The organism is Vibrio antiquarius (genome assembly GCF_000024825.1).
Classification (GTDB): Bacteria; Pseudomonadota; Gammaproteobacteria; order Enterobacterales; family Vibrionaceae; genus Vibrio; species Vibrio diabolicus.
The window spans coordinates 427,792-448,275 of the sequence record NC_013456.1; the positions used below are offsets into that span (position 1 = coordinate 427,792).

The 20,484-nt window shown below is 46.7% G+C and carries 20 protein-coding genes; 16 read left to right on the forward strand and 4 right to left on the reverse strand.

Annotation, left to right across the window (positions count from 1 at the left end; translation table 11 throughout):
- Positions 1-125: 125 nt before the first annotated feature.
- From mnmG to glmU, 14 genes are all read left to right on the forward strand, one after another.
- On the forward strand, positions 126-2,021 hold the full coding sequence (gene mnmG, locus VEA_RS02040; protein WP_012841265.1) for a tRNA uridine-5-carboxymethylaminomethyl(34) synthesis enzyme MnmG: 1,896 nt from the start codon (positions 126-128) through the stop codon (positions 2,019-2,021).
- Complete coding sequence (rsmG, locus tag VEA_RS02045; protein ID WP_005394093.1) at positions 2,021-2,656, forward strand: 16S rRNA (guanine(527)-N(7))-methyltransferase RsmG; 636 nt, start codon at positions 2,021-2,023, stop codon at positions 2,654-2,656. Before mnmG ends, rsmG begins: the two co-directional genes overlap by 1 nt.
- Positions 2,657-2,666: 10 nt before the next feature.
- Positions 2,667-3,440: a ParA family protein gene (locus VEA_RS02050; protein WP_005383838.1), complete on the forward strand. Its 774-nt coding sequence runs from the start codon at positions 2,667-2,669 to the stop codon at positions 3,438-3,440.
- A 24-nt stretch (positions 3,441-3,464) separates the two neighbouring features.
- On the forward strand, positions 3,465-4,346 hold the full coding sequence (locus VEA_RS02055; RefSeq protein ID WP_012841266.1) for a ParB/RepB/Spo0J family partition protein: 882 nt from the start codon (positions 3,465-3,467) through the stop codon (positions 4,344-4,346).
- A gap of 189 nt (positions 4,347-4,535) precedes the next feature.
- Positions 4,536-4,925, forward strand: a complete 390-nt coding sequence (locus tag VEA_RS02060; RefSeq protein ID WP_005378921.1) for a F0F1 ATP synthase subunit I — start codon at positions 4,536-4,538, stop codon at positions 4,923-4,925.
- Positions 4,926-4,933: 8 nt separating this feature from the next.
- Positions 4,934-5,746 (forward strand): F0F1 ATP synthase subunit A, encoded by an 813-nt coding sequence (gene atpB / locus VEA_RS02065; protein ID WP_005378922.1) that lies wholly within the window; start codon positions 4,934-4,936, stop codon positions 5,744-5,746.
- Between the two features lie 57 nt (positions 5,747-5,803).
- Positions 5,804-6,058, forward strand: coding sequence for a F0F1 ATP synthase subunit C (atpE, locus tag VEA_RS02070; RefSeq protein ID WP_002540812.1), 255 nt, complete (start codon positions 5,804-5,806; stop codon positions 6,056-6,058).
- A gap of 74 nt (positions 6,059-6,132) precedes the next feature.
- Positions 6,133-6,603 carry a F0F1 ATP synthase subunit B gene (gene atpF, locus VEA_RS02075; RefSeq protein ID WP_031780375.1) on the forward strand — a complete coding sequence of 157 codons (471 nt, stop codon included), beginning with the start codon at positions 6,133-6,135 and terminating at the stop codon, positions 6,601-6,603.
- A gap of 14 nt (positions 6,604-6,617) precedes the next feature.
- Positions 6,618-7,151 (forward strand): F0F1 ATP synthase subunit delta, encoded by a 534-nt coding sequence (gene atpH, locus VEA_RS02080; RefSeq protein WP_005394085.1) that lies wholly within the window; start codon positions 6,618-6,620, stop codon positions 7,149-7,151.
- A 13-nt stretch (positions 7,152-7,164) separates the two neighbouring features.
- Complete coding sequence (gene atpA, locus VEA_RS02085; RefSeq protein WP_005394084.1) at positions 7,165-8,706, forward strand: F0F1 ATP synthase subunit alpha; 1,542 nt, start codon at positions 7,165-7,167, stop codon at positions 8,704-8,706.
- Positions 8,707-8,750: 44 nt separating this feature from the next.
- The gene (gene atpG / locus VEA_RS02090; protein ID WP_005394082.1) at positions 8,751-9,617 is read left to right on the forward strand and encodes a F0F1 ATP synthase subunit gamma; all 867 of its coding nucleotides are present in this window, start codon (positions 8,751-8,753) and stop codon (positions 9,615-9,617) included.
- 35 nt (positions 9,618-9,652) lie between these two features.
- Positions 9,653-11,056 carry a F0F1 ATP synthase subunit beta gene (gene atpD, locus VEA_RS02095; RefSeq protein WP_005383849.1) on the forward strand — a complete coding sequence of 468 codons (1,404 nt, stop codon included), beginning with the start codon at positions 9,653-9,655 and terminating at the stop codon, positions 11,054-11,056.
- 18 nt (positions 11,057-11,074) lie between these two features.
- Positions 11,075-11,497, forward strand: a complete 423-nt coding sequence (locus tag VEA_RS02100; RefSeq protein WP_005378937.1) for a F0F1 ATP synthase subunit epsilon — start codon at positions 11,075-11,077, stop codon at positions 11,495-11,497.
- Positions 11,498-11,646: 149 nt separating this feature from the next.
- Entirely contained in the window at positions 11,647-13,008 is a 1,362-nt protein-coding gene (gene glmU / locus VEA_RS02105; RefSeq protein ID WP_005394079.1) for a bifunctional UDP-N-acetylglucosamine diphosphorylase/glucosamine-1-phosphate N-acetyltransferase GlmU, read from the forward strand.
- 81 nt (positions 13,009-13,089) lie between these two features.
- Here the strand turns inward: glmU and VEA_RS02110 are convergent, their stop codons facing one another.
- Positions 13,090-13,830: an amino acid ABC transporter permease gene (locus tag VEA_RS02110; protein WP_006742913.1), complete on the reverse strand. Its 741-nt coding sequence runs from the start codon at positions 13,828-13,830 to the stop codon at positions 13,090-13,092.
- A gap of 115 nt (positions 13,831-13,945) precedes the next feature.
- Between VEA_RS02110 and VEA_RS02115 the strand changes: the two genes are divergently transcribed.
- A complete protein-coding gene (locus VEA_RS02115) occupies positions 13,946-14,722 on the forward strand; it encodes a transporter substrate-binding domain-containing protein (RefSeq protein WP_005394073.1) in 777 nt (258 codons plus the stop codon).
- Positions 14,723-14,767: 45 nt separating this feature from the next.
- On the opposite strand, the gene punC is transcribed toward VEA_RS02115, so the two are convergent.
- Positions 14,768-15,973, reverse strand: coding sequence for a purine nucleoside transporter PunC (gene punC, locus VEA_RS02120; protein WP_006742914.1), 1,206 nt, complete (start codon positions 15,971-15,973; stop codon positions 14,768-14,770).
- Positions 15,974-16,125: 152 nt separating this feature from the next.
- On the opposite strand from punC, the gene punR reads away from it, so the two are divergent.
- Positions 16,126-17,028: a DNA-binding transcriptional activator PunR gene (punR, locus tag VEA_RS02125; RefSeq protein ID WP_006742915.1), complete on the forward strand. Its 903-nt coding sequence runs from the start codon at positions 16,126-16,128 to the stop codon at positions 17,026-17,028.
- Between the two features lie 55 nt (positions 17,029-17,083).
- Here the strand turns inward: punR and ilvA are convergent, their stop codons facing one another.
- Positions 17,084-18,631: a threonine ammonia-lyase, biosynthetic gene (gene ilvA / locus VEA_RS02130; RefSeq protein ID WP_006742916.1), complete on the reverse strand. Its 1,548-nt coding sequence runs from the start codon at positions 18,629-18,631 to the stop codon at positions 17,084-17,086.
- A gap of 2 nt (positions 18,632-18,633) precedes the next feature.
- Complete coding sequence (gene ilvD, locus VEA_RS02135; RefSeq protein WP_005394064.1) at positions 18,634-20,475, reverse strand: dihydroxy-acid dehydratase; 1,842 nt, start codon at positions 20,473-20,475, stop codon at positions 18,634-18,636.
- Positions 20,476-20,484 lie beyond the last annotated feature (9 nt).

The window sequence follows — 20,484 nt, forward strand, 5'->3', positions numbered from 1 at the left end:
TATATATTTATCTTGAAGCTTAAAACGGATAAAACGAGAAAACGTTTTTCTCTGTGGCATAAAGCAGGTAAAATACGGCTCCTTTATCTGTCCATTAAATCCCTTTGAATACCTGAGGTCAGTTCATGCTTTATCACGAAAACTTTGACGTCATTGTTGTCGGTGGCGGACACGCAGGAACGGAAGCCGCGCTCGCATCTGCACGCACAGGACAAAAAACGCTTCTCCTTACCCATAACATCGATACATTAGGCCAGATGTCTTGTAACCCGGCGATTGGTGGTATTGGTAAAGGTCACCTAGTAAAAGAAGTGGATGCTATGGGCGGTTTGATGGCTGAAGCCATCGACCATGCAGGTATTCAATTCCGTACACTAAATGCCTCCAAAGGTCCTGCAGTTCGGGCGACTCGAGCTCAAGCGGATCGTGCTCTGTACAAAGCGTACGTCCGTAACGCATTAGAAAATGCACCTAACTTAACGCTGTTCCAGCAGTCAGTGGATGATCTGATTGTTGAGCAAGACCGCGCGGTTGGCGTGGTGACTCAAATGGGACTTCGCTTCCATGCGAAAGCCGTCGTACTAACGGTAGGTACGTTCCTTGGTGGTAAGATCCACATTGGCATGGAGAGCTCTTCAGGCGGACGTGCAGGGGATCCACCGTCGATCGCATTAGCGGATCGATTACGTGAGCTGCCATTCCGTGTGGATCGTTTAAAAACGGGTACCCCACCGCGCATTGATGCTCGCACTGTTGATTTTTCAGTGCTTGAAGCTCAGCACGGTGATAACCCTACCCCTGTATTTTCATTCATGGGTAAACGCGAACAACACCCGCGTCAGATCCCATGTTTTATTACGCACACCAATGAGCAAACGCACGACGTGATCCGTAGCAACTTGGATCGCAGTCCGATGTACGCGGGTGTGATTGAAGGCATTGGTCCGCGTTACTGCCCGTCGATTGAAGACAAAGTGATGCGTTTTGCGGATAAAAATAGCCACCAAATCTTCATTGAGCCAGAAGGATTAACGACGCACGAGCTATACCCTAACGGTATCTCGACTAGCTTGCCATTTGATGTGCAAGTACAAATCGTTCGCTCAATGAAAGGTTTTGAAAATGCGCATATCGTTCGTCCTGGTTATGCGATTGAATACGATTTCTTCGATCCACGTGATTTGAAGCAAACGTACGAAACCAAGTTTATTCATGGTCTGTTCTTTGCTGGTCAGATTAATGGTACGACTGGCTACGAAGAAGCCGCAGCGCAAGGCTTGATGGCCGGTCTAAACGCAAGCTTGTACAGCCAAGACAAAGAAGGCTGGAGCCCACGTCGTGACCAAGCTTACATGGGCGTATTGATTGATGATTTATCGACCATGGGTACCAAAGAACCGTACCGCATGTTCACTTCTCGTGCGGAATACCGCTTGTTGCTACGTGAAGATAACGCCGATTTACGTTTAACGGAAAAAGCACGCGAGTTAGGCTTGATTGACAATGTTCGTTGGGCTCGCTTTAACGAGAAACTCAATAACATGGAAACGGAACGTCAGCGTTTGAAATCAACGTGGATGAATCCGAAATCAGAAGGCGTTGATGAGCTGAACAAGCTGCTGAAAACCCCAATGGCACGTGAAGCGAGTGGTGAGGATCTTCTGCGTCGTCCAGAGATCACTTATTCGCAACTGACGCAACTTGAAGCGTTTGCTCCTGCACTTGAAGATCAGCAAGCGGCGGAGCAAGTTGAAATTCAAGTAAAATACGATGGTTACATCAAGCGTCAGCAGGAAGAGATCGAAAAATCATTGCGTCACGAAAATACCAAGCTACCCGCAGATTTGGATTACCGCGATGTAAAAGGTTTATCAAACGAAGTCGTTGCTAAACTGAGTGAAGCCAAACCAGAGAGCATCGGTATTGCATCGCGCATTTCTGGTATTACGCCTGCTGCAATTTCTATTCTACTTGTTCACTTGAAAAAGCATGGTTTGCTGAAGAAAGGTGAGGAAGAATAATGAGCGCATTGCGAACAAAGCTGGATTCACTGATCGCGAAAACCGATTTAGAAGTGTCAGAGCAACAAAGAGAGCAATTGGTCGGTTACGTCGAACTGCTCGATAAGTGGAACAAAGCGTACAACTTAACGTCGGTGCGCGATCCGCTTGATATGTTAGTGAAACATATTCTTGATAGCATCGTGGTGAGCACACACCTGCCCGGTGAGCGCTTTATTGATGTTGGTACTGGTCCGGGCTTACCGGGCATACCTTTGGCAATCATGAACCCTGAGAAGACCTTCTTCTTGCTCGACAGTCTTGGCAAACGCATCCGTTTTATCAAGCAAGTCGTGCACACATTAGGGCTGAAAAACGTGACACCAATTCAAAGTCGCGTCGAAGAATTCCAACCTGAAGAAAAATTTGATGGCGTTTTGAGTCGAGCTTTTGCTTCAATGACAGACATGGTGGAATGGTGCCACCATTTGCCGAAACAAGAGCATGGGGTGTTTCTAGCGCTGAAAGGACAGCACCCTAAAGATGAAATGGATCAGCTTCCTGAATGGTGCAGTGTGACAGAGATCATATCTTTAGCTGTTCCTGAGTTGGAAGGTGATCGTCATCTAGTAATCTTATCGCGCAAGGAAAATTAGCGAGGTAATCGTGGGTAAAATTGTAGCAATCGCCAACCAGAAAGGTGGGGTCGGCAAAACAACAACGTGCATTAACTTAGCGGCTTCGATGGCGGCAACAAAGCGCAAGGTTTTGGTGATCGATCTCGACCCGCAAGGCAATGCTACGATGGCCAGTGGCGTGGATAAGTATATGGTCGATGCCACCGCATACGATCTTTTGGTCGAAGATACACCGTTCGATCAAGTCGTTTGTACCCAAACCACAGGGAAGTATGATTTGATCGCGGCGAACGGTGACGTAACCGCGGCAGAGATCAAATTGATGGAAGTGTTCGCTCGCGAAGTGCGTTTAAAAAATGCATTGTCGTCAGTTCGCGATAACTATGATTTCATCTTTATTGATTGTCCTCCTTCTCTAAACCTTCTTACAATCAATGCGATGGCGGCAGCTGATTCTGTGCTGGTGCCGATGCAATGTGAATACTTTGCGTTAGAAGGTTTAACTGCTCTTATGGACACAATCAGCAAGTTAGCGGCTGTGGTTAATGAAAACCTCAAAATCGAAGGTTTACTGCGTACTATGTACGACCCGCGCAATCGCCTATCGAATGAAGTGTCCGATCAACTTAAAAAACACTTTGGCAATAAAGTTTACCGTACCGTCATTCCGCGTAATGTGCGTTTGGCCGAAGCGCCAAGTCACGGTAAACCAGCGATGTACTACGATAAGTACTCTGCAGGGGCCAAAGCGTATCTTGCTCTAGCGGGCGAAATGCTCCGCCGCGAAGAAATCCCAGTTTAACTCTAACCTAAGGAATTCAACCCCATGTCTAAGCGTGGTCTCGGAAAAGGACTGGATGCGTTATTGTCGACCAGTTCGTTTGCTCGTGAAAAACAGCATATTGCATCGCATAGCCAAGAATTATCGGCAGACGGTGAGTTAACCGACTTAGCGATTGGTCAATTGCAACCGGGCGTATACCAACCGCGTAAAGATATGGCGCCTGAAGCGCTAGAAGAATTAGCGGCTTCGATTCAGTCACAAGGCATTATTCAGCCAATCGTGGTTCGCCAGGTTGAAAGTGGTCAGTTTGAGATCATCGCAGGTGAGCGCCGCTGGCGTGCGGCAAGGCAGGCTGGTTTAAAACGCGTGCCGTGTTTGGTGAAGAAAGTCGAAGACCGCGCTGCAATTGCGATGGCGCTGATTGAGAACATTCAACGTGAAGACTTGAATGTGATTGAAGAAGCACAAGCGCTTGAGCGCTTACAAGACGAATTTACGCTTACGCATCAACAAGTCGCAGAAGTGATTGGTAAGTCGAGAACGACAGTCAGTAACTTGTTACGTTTAAACCAGCTTGAGTCCGATGTGAAAAGCTTGGTTGCGGATAAATTGCTAGAAATGGGTCATGCGCGAGCGCTATTGGCCTTGCAGGGTGAGAAGCAGGTTGAGGTTGCTCAACAAGTCGCGAAAAAGCAAATGACTGTTCGCCAAACCGAACAGTTAGTAAAAAAGTGCTTAGCCCCACAAAATGAGCAAAAAGGGCAACAAGAAGATACCGAAGCTGAGCAAATGTCGCATAAATTGAGTCAGCTGCTTGATGCAAAAGTTTCTTTGACCCGTTCTGCAAACGGAAAAGCGAAATTGACGATAAGTCTTGATGAGCCTCACAAATTGGACCAACTAATTGCCAAGCTTGAGGCCTAGATGAGATAATTGATTTAGGTCAATTAATCTAATTAATCGAATTTTGTGCGAAAGTTGTCGTTTTGTAAACAAAACTGTAAGTTTTTGATGCAATCGAATTGCTTTACGTTGAACTGAACGTATAATTTTCGCCAATTTCCCAGCACAGAGAGTTTAGTGCGAAGTGGATATTACTAGAGGTACGAATACATGGTAGCTGCGTTAGCTAGACCAGGACGAGAGCTCGCAAGGCAATTGTTAATGATCCAGTCTGGCGCGGTTATTTTTGTGGCAGCAGGAATGGCGGTAGCCATAAATCCTGACTGGGGATTTTCAGCGCTGATTGGCGGAGGCATTTTTGTTGTTGCCAATGCAGTATTCGCGCTGTGTGCTTTCATGTTTAGTGGGGCTCGCGCTGCCAAGCGCATCGCGGCTTCCTTCTATACGGGTGAAGTACTGAAAATTCTCATCACGGTTGCACTGTTCTATGTTGCCTACATGTATATGCAGGTGGAACTTGTTCCCCTCAAACTAACCTATTTGCTGGTACTAGGTATTAATATCTGTGCACCAGTGCTATTCATTAACAACAAAAAATAGGATGAGTTATGGCTGCGCCAGGTGAAGCGCTAACATCGTCCGGTTACATTGCCCACCACCTTTCTAACCTATCGCTGTATAAGTTGGGTTTAGTAGGGTCGGAGACAAGTTTCTGGAACGTACATATCGATAGCCTGTTTTTTTCTTGGTTTACTGGTTTAATCTTCCTCGGAATTTTTTACAAAGTAGCGAAGAGAACAACAGCGGGTGTACCGGGTAAGCTTCAGTGTGCTGTAGAAATGATCGTTGAATTTGTCGCCGATAACGTCAAAGACACGTTCCATGGACGCAACCCACTGATCGCGCCTTTAGCACTGACTATCTTTTGTTGGGTATTTTTGATGAACGTGATGGACTTAGTTCCTATCGACTTCTTACCGTACCCAGCAGAACATTGGCTAGGTATCCCTTACCTTAAGGTTGTACCGTCTGCTGATGTGAATATCACCATGGCTATGGCTCTAGGCGTTTTTGCATTGATGATTTACTACAGCATCAAAGTGAAAGGTCTAGGTGGATTCGCAAAAGAACTTGCACTACATCCATTCAATCACCCACTTATGATTCCGTTTAACCTACTGATTGAAGTGGTATCGCTATTGGCGAAACCTCTATCACTTGGTATGCGTCTATTCGGTAACATGTTCGCGGGTGAGGTTGTATTCATTCTTTGTGCGGCAATGCTACCATGGTACTTACAATGGATGGGTTCACTACCGTGGGCAATCTTCCATATCTTGGTTATTACGATTCAAGCCTTCGTATTCATGATGTTGACAATTGTTTATCTGTCAATGGCACACGAAGATCCTGATCATTAATTTTTTTAAAGCTTTTTATTTGGGCACTAAGCCAACAACTATAAATTGGAGATAGTAATGGAAACTTTACTGAGCTTTTCTGCAATCGCCGTAGGTATTATCGTCGGTCTTGCTTCTCTTGGTACAGCGATTGGTTTCGCACTGCTAGGTGGTAAATTCCTAGAAGGTGCTGCACGTCAACCAGAAATGGCTCCTATGCTACAAGTTAAGATGTTCATCATCGCGGGTCTACTTGATGCGGTTCCAATGATCGGTATCGTAATCGCGCTACTATTCACTTTCGCAAACCCATTCGTTGGTCAACTAGGTTAATCACCTTTAACTCGGGACGAGCGATTAGCGCTTGTCACTGATTAACACTAAGTCCAAATAGAGGGGTAGCTGTTGTGAACATAAACGCAACTCTGCTAGGTCAAGCAATCTCGTTTGCACTATTTGTGTGGTTCTGCATGAAGTATGTATGGCCACCATTGATGAAAGCGATCGAAGAGCGTCAGAAGAAAATTGCTGATGGCCTTCAAGCAGCAGAACGTGCTGCGAAAGACTTGGATCTAGCACAAGCCAACGCTTCTGATCAATTGAAAGAAGCGAAGCGCACAGCAACTGAGATCATCGAACAAGCGAACAAGCGCAAGTCTCAAATTCTTGATGAAGCTCGCGAGGAAGCTCAGGCAGAACGCCAGAAAATCCTAGCGCAAGCAGAAGCAGAACTTGAAGCTGAACGCAATCGTGCGCGCGATGACCTGCGCAAACAAGTTGCTACTCTGGCTGTAGCTGGTGCTGAGAAAATCCTTGAGCGTTCTATCGATAAAGATGCGCAAAAAGATATTCTCGACAACATTACTGCAAAACTTTAAGTCTGGGGGCGCATATGTCTGATTTGACTACTATCGCACGCCCCTATGCTAAAGCAGCCTTCGACTTTGCTTTAGAGAAAGACCAGTTGGACCAATGGGGCCAAATGTTATCTTTTGCTGCTGAAGTGGCCAAAAACGAACAAATGAACGAACTTCTAACCGGTTCGGTTTCTGCTGATAAAATGGCAGAGATTTTTGTTGCAGTTTGCGGCGAACAAGTTGATACGCACGGTCAAAACCTTTTGAAGGTGATGGCTGAGAATGGTCGTTTAGCGGCCCTTCCTGATGTTTGCACAGAGTTTTACACTCTGAAGAAAGAGCATGAGAAAGAAATTGATGTTGAAGTCATTTCAGCAACAGAACTTTCTGATGAGCAACTTGCAAACATTGGCAGCAAACTTGAAAAGCGTCTTGAACGCAAAGTGAAGCTGAATTGCAGTGTAGATGAGACCCTACTTGGTGGGGTTATTATTCGAGCCGGAGACCTAGTCATCGATGACTCAGCGCGTGGTCGTTTGAACCGCCTGAGCGATGCATTGCAGTCTTAATGGGGATTGGAGCATGCAACTTAATTCCACGGAAATTAGCGATCTAATCAAACAACGTATCGAATCTTTCGAAGTTGTTAGTGAAGCTCGCAACGAGGGTACTATCGTATCGGTAAGCGATGGTATCATCCGCATCCACGGCCTAGCGGACGTGATGCAAGGTGAAATGATTGAATTACCGGGTGGCCGTTATGCACTGGCACTTAACCTTGAGCGTGACTCGGTTGGTGCGGTTGTAATGGGCCCATATGCTGACCTTAAGGAAGGCATGAAAGTTACAGGTACTGGCCGCATTCTTGAAGTGCCAGTTGGTCCAGAACTACTAGGCCGCGTAGTAAACACGCTGGGTGAGCCTATCGATGGTAAAGGTCCAATCGAAGCGAAAATGACTTCGCCTGTAGAAGTGATCGCACCAGGTGTAATCGACCGTAAATCGGTAGACCAACCTGTGCAAACTGGTTATAAGTCAGTTGACTCAATGATCCCAATCGGTCGTGGTCAGCGTGAGCTTATTATCGGTGACCGTCAGATTGGTAAAACAGCACTGGCGATCGACGCGATCATCAACCAGAAAGACTCTGGTATTTTCTCTATCTACGTAGCAATTGGTCAGAAAGCATCGACTATCGCTAACGTAGTTCGCAAACTAGAAGAGCACGGCGCACTACAAAACACGATCGTTGTAGTTGCATCAGCTTCTGAATCTGCAGCGCTGCAATACCTAGCGCCATACGCAGGTTGTGCGATGGGTGAATACTTCCGCGATCGCGGTGAAGACGCACTGATTGTTTACGATGATCTATCTAAGCAAGCGGTAGCTTACCGTCAGATCTCTCTACTACTTAAACGTCCACCAGGCCGTGAGGCATTCCCAGGTGACGTATTCTACTTACACTCGCGTCTACTAGAGCGTGCAGCTCGTGTAAACGAAGAGTACGTAGAACGTTTCACTAACGGTGAAGTGAAAGGTAAGACTGGTTCATTGACTGCTCTTCCTATCATCGAAACTCAAGCCGGTGACGTTTCAGCATTCGTACCGACTAACGTAATCTCGATTACCGATGGTCAGATCTTCCTACAAACTGAGCTATTCAACGCTGGTGTTCGTCCAGCGGTTGACCCAGGTATCTCAGTATCTCGTGTAGGTGGTTCAGCTCAGACGAAAATCATCAAGAAACTATCAGGTGGTATCCGTACAGCACTAGCTGCGTACCGCGAACTAGCTGCATTTGCTCAGTTCTCTTCTGACCTTGATGAAGCAACGAAGAAACAGCTAGACCATGGTCAAAAAGTAACAGAACTAATGAAGCAGAAGCAGTACGCTCCAATGTCTGTATTTGACCAAGCTCTAACTATCTTCGCGGCAGAGCGCGGTTACCTTGATGATGTAGAACTTAACAAAGTTCTAGATTTCGAGGCGGCTCTACTATCGTACGCTCGCGGTCAATACGCTGAACTAGCAGCTGAGATCGACAAGTCTGGCGCTTACAACGATGAAATCGAAGCTCAGTTGAAGAAACTGACTGACGACTTCAAAGCAACCCAAACTTGGTAATTAGGTCGGTGGCAGTTTCTGCCACCAACTAACGGAGAGTAACGATGGCCGGCGCAAAAGAGATACGTAATAAAATCGGTAGTGTTAAAAGCACGCAGAAAATTACGAAAGCGATGGAAATGGTAGCAGCTTCAAAAATGCGTCGTTCTCAAGATGCAATGGAAGCTTCTCGTCCATACGCTGAAACAATGCGTAAAGTGATCGGTCATGTGGCTAACGCAAACCTAGAGTACCGTCATCCGTACCTAGAAGAGCGTGAAGCTAAACGTGTTGGTTACATCATCGTTTCGACAGACCGTGGTCTGTGTGGTGGTTTGAACATTAACGTGTTCAAAAAAGCCGTTACAGACATGCAAGCATGGAGAGAGAAAGGTGCTGAGATTGAGCTTGCCGTTGTTGGCTCAAAAGCAACAGCTTTCTTTAAACATGGTGGCGCAAAAGTTGCGGCACAGGTTTCTGGCCTGGGTGATAACCCAAGCTTAGAAGACCTAATCGGTTCTGTTGGCGTAATGCTGAAGAAATACGATGAAGGTGAACTGGACCGTCTATACGTAGTATTCAACAAGTTTGTGAATACTATGGTTCAGCAACCAACGATCGATCAATTGCTACCTTTGCCTAAATCGGACAGCGAAGAGATGCAGCGTGAGCACTCATGGGACTACATCTATGAGCCTGAGCCAAAACCTCTACTGGATACGCTACTAGTGCGTTACGTAGAGTCTCAGGTATACCAAGGTGTGGTTGAGAACCTTGCTTGTGAACAAGCGGCTCGAATGATTGCGATGAAGGCTGCAACGGATAACGCAACCAACTTGATTGACGATTTGGAACTTGTGTACAACAAAGCCCGTCAGGCTGCGATCACACAAGAACTATCGGAAATCGTTGGTGGTGCAGCTGCGGTTTAAGCTTAGGTAAAACGAAATAGTTTAGAGGATTAACGATGGCTACAGGTAAGATCGTACAGATCATCGGTGCGGTAGTCGACGTAGAGTTCCCACAGAGCAATGTACCTAGTGTATATGACGCTCTAAACGTAACGGACTCAAAAGAGCGTCTAGTTCTTGAAGTTCAACAACAGCTAGGCGGTGGCGTAGTTCGTTGTATCGTAATGGGTAGCTCTGATGGTTTACGTCGTGGAGTTGAAGTGGTTAACACTGGCGCTCCAATTTCAGTACCAGTCGGTACTAAAACTCTAGGTCGTATCATGAACGTCCTAGGTGACGCGATTGATGAGCGTGGTGAAGTGGGCGCGGAAGAGGTTTACTCTATCCACCGCAGCGCACCAAGCTACGAAGAACAATCAAACGAGATCGCACTTCTAGAAACGGGCGTTAAAGTAATCGACCTAATTTGTCCATTCGCTAAGGGTGGTAAAATCGGTCTATTCGGTGGTGCTGGTGTAGGTAAGACCGTTAACATGATGGAACTTATCAACAACATCGCACTACAGCACTCAGGTCTATCCGTATTTGCGGGTGTTGGTGAGCGTACTCGTGAAGGTAACGATTTCTACTACGAGATGCAGGAAGCGGGCGTTGTAAACGTTGAGAAGCCTGAAGAATCTAAAGTAGCAATGGTTTACGGTCAGATGAACGAGCCTCCAGGTAACCGTCTACGTGTTGCACTGACTGGTCTAACAATGGCAGAACGTTTCCGTGACGAAGGTCGTGACGTACTACTGTTCATTGATAACATCTACCGTTACACACTTGCAGGTACAGAGGTATCGGCACTGCTAGGTCGTATGCCTTCTGCGGTAGGTTACCAGCCAACTCTTGCAGAAGAGATGGGTGTACTTCAGGAGCGTATCACGTCAACGAAATCAGGTTCTATCACGTCTGTACAGGCGGTATACGTACCTGCGGATGACTTGACTGACCCGTCTCCAGCAACAACGTTCGCGCACTTGGATGCAACGGTTGTACTTAACCGTAACATCGCGGCAATGGGTCTATACCCTGCGATCGACCCACTAGATTCAACATCTCGTATGCTTGATCCACTAGTAGTTGGTCAAGATCACTACGAAGTTGCTCGTGGCGTTCAGCAGACACTTCAGCGCTACAAAGAGCTGAAAGACATCATTGCTATCCTAGGTATGGACGAGCTATCTGAAGAAGATAAGCAAGTTGTATCTCGTGCACGTAAGATTGAGCGTTTCCTAACTCAGCCTTACCACGTAGCAGAAGTATTTACAGGTGACCCTGGTATTTACGTACCTCTAAAAGAGACTCTACGTGGTTTTAAAGGTCTACTAGCTGGTGAATACGACGACATTCCTGAGCAGGCATTCATGTACTGCGGTAGCATCGACGATGCTATTGAGAATGCGAAGAAGCTATAAGGCTAACTAGGAGGCGATATGGCAGCAATAACCTTTCACCTAGACGTAGTAAGCGCTGAGAAGAAAATCTTCTCTGGTCGTGTTGAAACGTTTCAGGTGACCGGTAGCGAAGGTGAACTTGGTATTTTCCATGGTCACACACCGCTGCTGACCGCTATCAAGCCTGGTATGGTGCGTATTGTGAAACAGCACGGCCACGAAGAAATCATTTATGTTTCTGGTGGTATGGTAGAGATTCAGCCTGGTACAGCGACTGTACTGGCTGATACCGCTATCCGTGGTGAAGAGCTAGACGCAGCGAAGGCAGAAGAAGCCAAGCGCCGAGCTGAGGAGCAAATCCAGAATCAGCATGGTGACATGGACTTCGCACAAGCGGCCAGTGAACTGGCTAAAGCCATTGCTCAGCTACGAGTTATCGAGCTGACAAAAAAGCGTCGCTAAGCTCAATTAGCAACGTTGCATGACAAAAGGCGGCCAAATGGTCGCCTTTTTGATTAATTTTAGTTGGAAATTTACCTTACTCCATTAACTATTTTAAAAGAGCTGTTTAAAATAACGGCCAATTAACATAAAACGTCAATAGGTTCTCAATGAAATTCAGTGCTGTGATTCTTGCTGCGGGTAAAGGTACCCGTATGCATTCGAACATGCCTAAAGTGCTACACACTTTGGCAGGGAAGCCAATGGCAAAACATGTGATTGATACATGTACTGGTCTTGGTGCACAAAATATTCACTTAGTATTTGGTCACGGTGGTGATCAAATGCAAACCACTCTTGCTGAAGAGCCAGTAAACTGGGTGCTGCAAGCGGATCAGTTGGGAACTGGCCATGCGGTTGACCAAGCATCTCCTCGCTTTGAAGATGATGAGAAAATCCTCGTGCTTTATGGTGATGTGCCATTAATCTCAGCCGAAACCATCGAGAACTTGTTGGATGCTCAACCAACTGGTGGTATTGCACTGCTTACAGTGATGCTTGATAACCCTACAGGTTATGGTCGTATTATTCGTAAAAATGGTCCTGTTGTTGCGATTGTTGAGCAAAAAGACGCAACGGAAGAACAAAAGCAAATTAAAGAGATCAACACTGGCGTGATGGTTGCGACTGGTGGGGATCTTAAGCGTTGGTTGTCTGGCTTAAACAATAACAACGCGCAAGGCGAGTACTACCTAACTGACGTTATTGCAGCCGCACACGATGAAGGTCGCGCCGTTGAAGCAGTACACCCAGTCAATGCCATTGAGGTGGAAGGGGTCAACGACCGCGCACAGCTTGCTCGTTTAGAGCGTGCTTTCCAATCAATGCAAGCTCAGAAGCTACTAGAGCAAGGTGTGATGCTACGCGATCCAGCACGCTTTGATTTGCGTGGTGAGTTGCAGTGCGGTATGGACTGTGAAATTGACGTGAATGTTATCATCGAAGGTAAAGTATCACTCGGTGATAACGTGGTTATCGGTGCGGGTTGTGTACTGAAAGATTGTGAAATCGACGACAACACCATCGTTCGCCCTTACAGTGTGATTGAAGGTGCAACGGTTGGTGAAGAATGTACCGTTGGTCCATTTACTCGTCTTCGTCCTGGTGCTGAGATGCGTAACGATTCCCATGTGGGTAACTTCGTAGAAGTGAAAAATGCGCGTATCGGAGAAGGCTCAAAAGCGAACCATCTAACTTACCTTGGTGATGCTGAAATCGGTCAACGTACGAACATCGGTGCCGGTACGATTACTTGTAACTACGATGGTGCGAACAAGTTTAAAACCATCATCGGTAATGATGTCTTTGTTGGTTCTGATAGCCAGTTGGTGGCGCCTGTCACTATCGCTGATGGCGCAACCATCGGTGCAGGCACGACGCTGACAAAAGATGTTGAAGAAGGCGAGTTAGTGATTACTCGCGTCAAAGAGCGCAAAATTAATGGCTGGCAACGCCCTGTAAAACAGAAATAAGCAGTACCTGCACTCTGTCGCTATATTGTCAAAGCCGCTCAACAAGAGCGGCTTTGTTGTTTCTAGCTAAAGGCTTCATCGTTAGTAACTGGGAATGGCGATGCGTTTTTCGAGCCAACGAACAGCTTGGGATACGAATAGAATGAGCAACAAGTACTCCAAAACGAGGAAGGTATAAATCTCTAGGGGTAAGTACTCATTCACCACCAGCTCATTGGCACGGCGAGTGAGATCGCTCAAACCAATCACACTAACCAAAGAACTCATCTTCAGGATATACACAAATTGATTTCCCAATGGTGGGAGAATTTGTCGAAACGCTTGGGGAAGAATTACCAAGTGCATCTTTTGCCAATAGCTTAAGCCCAAAGATTCAGCCGCTTCATGCTGGCCACGACTGATGGCTTGGATTCCGCCGCGAAACACCTCCGCCATAAACGCACTCTCAGCAATGGTCAGGGCAATAACACCCGCCCAAAAGTGATTGAGTGAGACATCCAACAGCGTTGGCATGCCGTAATACACCCAAAGTAGTAAGACTAAAACAGGCACTGAGCGGACTACCTCGACATAAATGCGGTTGATCCACTTCAAGTAGGGAGAGTTCGACAGAGCCGGTAGGGCGATGATTAAACCTAATGTCATCGCAAATAACATACTGAGGAGTGATACTTGGATGGTGTCACTAAATCCGGCGATTAAAAACTTCAGATTGGTGAGTCCTTGCTCCGTAGAGGGATCGAGTACATACCAGCCCCATTGATAATCTGAGCAACCTGTGAGCAACAGCAGCGAAATCAGCCATAGAGTTCGAAAGGTCACATTTACTCCCTGAATTAACTAAAAAACTTCCATTGTTGCTGCTATGTTATCAATAGAGCTTTAATAAAGGTTAATCATTAAACCGTATAAGGTCATTATTTTTAAGGGAATAAAAATGAAAAAGATTTTACTAGCGCTAGGAATGTGTTTACTTGCTGCAACTCAAATTGCTCATGCTGAAAGCCGTCTTCAATCCATTTTAGACAGTGGTGTACTCCGTGTTGGAACGACGGGAGATTGGAATCCGATGACGATGAAAGACCCTGCAACCAACAGTTATCGTGGCTTTGATATCGACGTAACGACAGAGCTTGCTAAAGATCTCGGTGTAAAAGTAGAGTATGTAGCCACGGATTGGAAGACACTAGTCAATGGCATTACCGCCAACAAATACGATATTACTGGCAGCGCGTCCCTGAATATGTCGCGCGCGAAAGTCGCTGGATACAGCCAACCGTATTTCTACCTTGCCTTTGTACCCGTTGTGCAAAAGAAAGATCTCGCCAAATTCTCTGATTGGGCAGATTTTAATACGCCTGATGTGAAAGTCGCGGCGACACTAGGAACGGTGCAAGAAAAAATGGTGAAAGAGTTTTTCCCGCTGGCTCAACACATTGTGATTGAAGCGCCAGCGCGCGACTTCCAAGAATTACTAGCTCGCAGGGCCGATGTATCGGTGACGTCCAATGTGGAAGCAGCGACGTTGGTGGACAAGTTTAAACAACTGGCGATAGTACCAGTGACCGCTCCGCGTAAACCGACACCAATTGCGATGCTGTTGCCGCAAGACGATCAAGTATGGATTAATTACATCAACCATTGGGTTGAGCTGAAAAAGACCCAAGGCTTTTTCAAGCTGACTGCCAAGAAGTGGGGGTTGAAAAGCTTATAAACAAAAAGAGCCGCATTACGCGGCTCTTTTTTATTATCTGAACAATTAAAGTTCGTCTTCACTCACTACACGAGCATTGTCTGGAGTCGTGAAGTGCTGAGACAATTCACGGTTAGATAAGATGTAACCCATCCAAAGACCACCCATACAGATGATGATTGCAACGCCCGTTACCATTTGAGCTTGGCTTGCCATTGCAGCAACTAATGCGCTTGATAGACTGCTCACAGTAATTTGTAAGCTGTTTTGCAAGCCTGCAGCTGTTGCAGGGCTTTGCTTAGCACTTGCCAACGCGTGGTTTACTACGATTGGGTATAGCGCACCATTGGCTACCGCAATTAAACAGAAAGGCGCTAGAATTGGCCAGATAGAAGACAGTTCCCATTGTGAGGCAATGAATATCATTATTGCCGCGACACTAAATAGTCCAATCAATTGACGTAGAACTTTTTCATCACCAAATTTACGAACGCCGACTTTACCCAAGTAACCACCAGCCATAAACGCGATAGTTTGTGGGATAAAGCTCAAACCAATATCTTTTGCTTCATAGCCTAGTTGCGCCATGATTTCTGGCATACCAGTTAGGTAAGCAAAGAATGCAGCCGAAGCCGTCGCAAACATAAACACGTTGCCAAGGTATTTTTTAGAACTCAGCAGCGCTTTGATGTCGGCAGACATACTGGTTTGTTTGATTTCTGCTTTCTCGTCTTTTTGGGCCATTGTCGCAAAGACCAAGAAGACACCAACTAGTGTCAGCGTAATAAAGATACTGTGCCAGCCGAAGTTATCTGCCAACACTACCCCTAATTGAGGTGCTAGTGCTGGTGATAGCGCGACTAACGGCATGATCGTTGCGAAAATTTGCTGACTGCTGCTTGAGTAGCGTTTAATGACCATGGCTTGCCAGATCACGGCTGGTGCACATACACCGATAGCTTGGATAAAGCGCAGTGTCAGTAGTTGCCATACTTGGTCACAGAAAGCCAAACCGAATGACGCGATAGTAAACAGCACTAACCCGGCTGCGAGTGTATTGCGGTGGCCAAATTTATCGGATGCCAATCCCCACATTAGCTGGCCAACCGCCATACCAACTAGGAATACCGTTAAAGAGAGCGCTATTTGCTCAGGGCCTGTTGCAAAGTCGATTTCCATCGCTTTGAATGCTGGCAGATACATATCGGTAGCAACGAAGCCAAGCATCGATAATGCTGCCAGATAAATGAGCTGTAGTTTTGATATTTTCATGATTCAACCAGTCAAATTATTTAATCATTTTTTAATCAACATCAGTTGGCGCCAACCCTGATTTATTTACCTTATTATTCTATTTTTCGATTTTAAGAAAATAAAACGCTAAAATTGTTGGTTATCAATCAAATTTTTTGAAAGGTTAAATCATGTTCTCTAAAGCGTCTCTGGAAATGCTGGATACGGTTGCCCGTTTAGGCAGTTTCACCGCTGCGGCTGAGGTGCTGCATAAAGTCCCTTCAGCCATCAGTTATGGAGTAAGGCAGGTCGAGCAAGATTTAGATGTGGTGCTGTTTCGACGCTTACCGAGGAAAGTGGAGTTAACTCCAGCAGGTGAACTTTTTATGGCTGAGGCTCGCTCTTTGCTGCGTCAAATGGAAGAGGTGAAAGCACAAACACGCCGAGCAGCTCAAGGATGGAAGAGCACGTTAAAGCTGACCTTAGATAACGTGGTGAAGTTAGAGAAGCTCAAACCTTTGGTGGAAGATTTTTATCGCGAGTTTGAATTTGCTGAATTGCAGATCAATATGGAAGTATTTAATGGCTCTTGGGAAGCCATAGCACAAGGTAGAGCCGACATTGTCGTTGGCGCGACATCTGCGGTTCCCGTTGGTGGGGATTTTGAAGTCAAAGATATGGGCGTATTGGATTGGGCATTTGTGATGTCTCCCGCTCATCCCTGTGTTCGCCAACAAGTGCTTACTGAAGAGTTTGTGAGTCAATTTCCGGCGATCTGCCTTGATGATACTTCAAACGTGCTGCCAAAGCGCCATACTGGCCATTACCCGCAACAACGCCGATTGTTACTACCCAACTGGTACAGTGCAATTGAATGTTTGAAAAATGGAGTTGGCGTGGGTTACATGCCACGTCATATTGCAACGCCACTGATCAATGATGGTGTGCTGGTGGAGAAGGTGATGCCAGATGATAAGCCGCTCAGTCATTGTTGCTTGGTCTGGCGCAAAGATGATAATCATAAATTGATCCAATGGATGGTGGATTACCTAGGATCGCCTAATCAGCTATATCAAGATTGGTTACAGTCATAAAAAAACACCTCGCAATAGCGAGGTGTTTTATTTGATATGTTTGGAATGTGGCGTTTTATGACAGGAAGAACTTGTAAGACGGGTTGTCTGTTTCGTCTTTGCATTGATAGCCAAGTTCGCGTAAATGCGCAGAAAACTGAGCTAAATCTCCTTCATCTAACTCGAAACCACATAAAACGCGTCCGTAGTCTGCGCCGTGGTTACGGTAGTTGAACAAGCTAATATTCCAATGGGTACCAAGAGTGCTTAAGAATTTCAGCAAGGCACCTGGGTACTCTGGAAATTCAAAGCTGTAGAGTCGCTCTTTGAGTTGCTTCGATGGCTTCCCGCCGATCATGTAGCGAACGTGTAGCTTCGCCATTTCATCATCAGAAAGGTCAACCACCGGATAGCCACCTTCACGTAGATCGTGAATGATGTTTTCCAACTCTTCTTGACCGCCTTGCAGACGAACACCGACAAAGATATTAGCGAGTTCGTCATCGTTATAACGATAGTTAAACTCCGTAACTGCACGGCCGCCAATCAAGTTACAGAACTCAAAGAACGCTCCTTGGCGTTCAGGGATCGTCACTGCCAATAAACCTTCACGTTTTTCACCTAGCTCGCAACGTTCTGACACATAACGTAACCCGTGGAAGTTGGTGTTTGCGCCAGACAGTACCGTGCCTAGGTTTTTGTCTTTCAGCTTGTTCTGTTCAGCAAATTTCTTCAGCCCCGCCAGAGCAAGCGCACCCGAAGGCTCAGCAATCGCACGGGTATCTTCAAAGATGTCTTTTACGGCTGCGCAGATTTCATCACTAGAGACCGCAATATGGCCATCAATGTACTTCTGGCACAGGCGGAAAGTCTCTTCACCAATGCGTTTTACTGCGACGCCATCGGCAAACATGCTGACTTGGTCTAGTACCACTGGTTCACCAGCATCCAGCGCGGCTTTAAGACAAGATGAGTCTTCCGGCTCTACGGCAATGACTTTGATTTCTGGCATTAACTGCTTCACTAGTACCGCAATACCAGCGGCCAAACCGCCGCCACCGACAGGAACAAAGATGTAATCAAGGTGACCATTTTGTTGCAGCATTTCCATACCGATGGTGCCTTGACCTGCGATCACCAGTGGGTGATCAAAGGGGGGCACAAAAGTATAGCCATATTGCTCTGACAAACGTTCGGCTTCTGCTTTTGCTTCATCAAAGTTGCTGCCGTGTAGTACCACATTGCCACCAAAGCTGCGTACTGCGTCGACTTTGATATCCGGCGTGGTCTTTGGCATCACGATAGTGGTTTTGATTCCCAGCTTAGTGCCAGACAGTGCCATGCCTTGAGCGTGGTTACCTGCCGATGCAGCGATGACACCAGCGGCTTTCTGCGCTTCAGATAAACTTGCCACCATGTTGTACGCACCGCGTAATTTAAATGAGTGCACGGGTTGGCGATCTTCGCGCTTGATCTGTACGTTATTCCCGATACGTGCTGATAAACGAGGCATTTCTTGCAGTGGCGTCACTGTTGCTACTTCATAAACAGGTGCGCGAAGGATTTGGCGCAGATAGTCTGCGCCAGTTTGATTTACTTTCTTTTCGGGTTGAGATTCCATCATTGCTAGCCCTCTAGCTTCGACTTGTCTCGTACTGCACCCTTGTCAGCACTGGTGGCCATGCTCGCGTACGCTTTAAGTGCAAAGGAAACTTCTCTTTGACGATCAACAGGTTTCCAGCCAAGTTCATCTTGTTTTGCACGGCGCTCTGCAAGTTCTTGTTCAGACACTTCGAGTGAAATTGAACGGTTCGGAATATCAATCGCGATCATATCGCCCGGTTTCACCAGTCCAATAGCACCGCCGTTAGCGGCTTCAGGAGAAGCATGGCCGATAGAGAGTCCTGATGTACCACCAGAGAAACGACCGTCAGTCAGCAGTGCACATTCTTTACCAAGGCCCATCGATTTTAGGTAAGTGGTTGGGTAAAGCATTTCTTGCATGCCTGGGCCACCTTTTGGACCTTCATAACGGATAACAACCACATCACCGGCTTTCACTTTACCTCCTAAGATGCCTTCCACCGCATCTTCTTGGCTTTCAAATACCACAGCCGGACCAGTGAACTTAAGAATGCTTTCATCAACACCGGCTGTCTTAACGATACAGCCATCCAATGCGATGTTGCCTGATAGAACGGCTAGGCCACCTTCTTGGCTGAAGGCGTTGTCTTTCGCGCGAATACAACCTTCTGCACGGTCGTCATCAAGGCGATCCCAACGACAATCTTGCGAGAACGCTTGGGTGGTACGAATACCCGCAGGGCCTGCGCGGTAGAACTTAAGTACCTCTTCGTCTTCAGTTTGGATGATGTCGTATTTTGCCAACTGCTCTTTCATTGAAAGACCCAGTACGGTGCGAGCATCATTGTGCAGTAGACCAGCACGATCCAATTCACCAAGAATCGCCATTACGCCACCAGCGCGGTGTACGTCTTCCATATGATATTTCTGAGTAGATGGTGCAACTTTACATAGGTGCGGTACTTGGCGAGACAGGCGATCGATATCTTCCATATCGAAATCCACTTCACCTTCTTGCGCTGCAGCCAATAGGTGCAAAATGGTGTTGGTCGAGCCGCCCATGGCGATATCCAGTGCCATTGCATTTTCGAAGGCATCATAAGTTGCGATGTTGCGTGGCAACGCGGATTCGTCATCTTGCTCGTAGTAACGACGAGTCAGTTCAACGATGCGACGACCTGCATTAAGAAACAGTTGTTCACGGTCTGCGTGCGTCGCCAGCATAGAACCGTTGCCCGGCTGAGAAAGACCCAGCGCTTCCGTTAGACAGTTCATCGAGTTTGCCGTGAACATGCCTGAACACGATCCACAGGTTGGACATGCGCTGCGTTCGATCTGCTCGCTTTGCTCATCAGATACTTTTGGATCCGCGCCTTGGATCATTGCATCAACAAGGTCTAGTTTGATGATCTGATCAGAAAGCTTGGTTTTACCCGCTTCCATTGGGCCACCAGAAACAAAGATAACAGGGATGTTAAGACGCATCGATGCCATCAACATTCCCGGAGTGATTTTGTCACAGTTAGAGATACATACCATGGCATCGGCACAGTGCGCGTTGACCATGTATTCTACTGAGTCTGCGATTAGTTCGCGTGAAGGCAGTGAGTACAGCATGCCGCCGTGACCCATTGCAATACCATCATCAACCGCGATGGTGTTGAATTCTTTTGCGATGCCGCCGGCTTTTTCGATTTCACGTGCGACAAGCTGACCCATGTCTTTTAGGTGTACGTGACCCGGAACAAATTGAGTAAACGAGTTTACGACGGCAATGATTGGTTTACCGAAGTCTTCTTCTTTCACACCCGTTGCACGCCATAGTGCTCGTGCACCCGCCATGTTACGACCATGTGTTGTGGTTGCTGATCTATATTTTGGCATTTCTTAAAT

Bases quoted from the DNA above. Each gene is read 5' to 3' on its own strand.
- VEA_RS02115 (WP_005394073.1), top strand. From the start codon at position 13,946: ATGAAAAAGATTTTACTAGCGCTAGGAATGTGTTTACTTGCTGCAACT.
- mnmG (WP_012841265.1), top strand. From the start codon at position 126: ATGCTTTATCACGAAAACTTTGACGTCATTGTTGTCGGTGGCGGACAC.
- atpE (WP_002540812.1), top strand. From the start codon at position 5,804: ATGGAAACTTTACTGAGCTTTTCTGCAATCGCCGTAGGTATTATCGTC.
- punC (WP_006742914.1), bottom strand. From the start codon at position 15,973: ATGAAAATATCAAAACTACAGCTCATTTATCTGGCAGCATTATCGATG.
- atpH (WP_005394085.1), top strand. From the start codon at position 6,618: ATGTCTGATTTGACTACTATCGCACGCCCCTATGCTAAAGCAGCCTTC.
- glmU (WP_005394079.1), top strand. From the start codon at position 11,647: ATGAAATTCAGTGCTGTGATTCTTGCTGCGGGTAAAGGTACCCGTATG.
- ilvD (WP_005394064.1), bottom strand. From the start codon at position 20,475: ATGCCAAAATATAGATCAGCAACCACAACACATGGTCGTAACATGGCG.
- VEA_RS02060 (WP_005378921.1), top strand. From the start codon at position 4,536: ATGGTAGCTGCGTTAGCTAGACCAGGACGAGAGCTCGCAAGGCAATTG.
- VEA_RS02055 (WP_012841266.1), top strand. From the start codon at position 3,465: ATGTCTAAGCGTGGTCTCGGAAAAGGACTGGATGCGTTATTGTCGACC.
- atpB (WP_005378922.1), top strand. From the start codon at position 4,934: ATGGCTGCGCCAGGTGAAGCGCTAACATCGTCCGGTTACATTGCCCAC.
- ilvA (WP_006742916.1), bottom strand. From the start codon at position 18,631: ATGATGGAATCTCAACCCGAAAAGAAAGTAAATCAAACTGGCGCAGAC.
- atpD (WP_005383849.1), top strand. From the start codon at position 9,653: ATGGCTACAGGTAAGATCGTACAGATCATCGGTGCGGTAGTCGACGTA.
- punR (WP_006742915.1), top strand. From the start codon at position 16,126: ATGTTCTCTAAAGCGTCTCTGGAAATGCTGGATACGGTTGCCCGTTTA.
- VEA_RS02100 (WP_005378937.1), top strand. From the start codon at position 11,075: ATGGCAGCAATAACCTTTCACCTAGACGTAGTAAGCGCTGAGAAGAAA.
- atpG (WP_005394082.1), top strand. From the start codon at position 8,751: ATGGCCGGCGCAAAAGAGATACGTAATAAAATCGGTAGTGTTAAAAGC.
- atpA (WP_005394084.1), top strand. From the start codon at position 7,165: ATGCAACTTAATTCCACGGAAATTAGCGATCTAATCAAACAACGTATC.
- rsmG (WP_005394093.1), top strand. From the start codon at position 2,021: ATGAGCGCATTGCGAACAAAGCTGGATTCACTGATCGCGAAAACCGAT.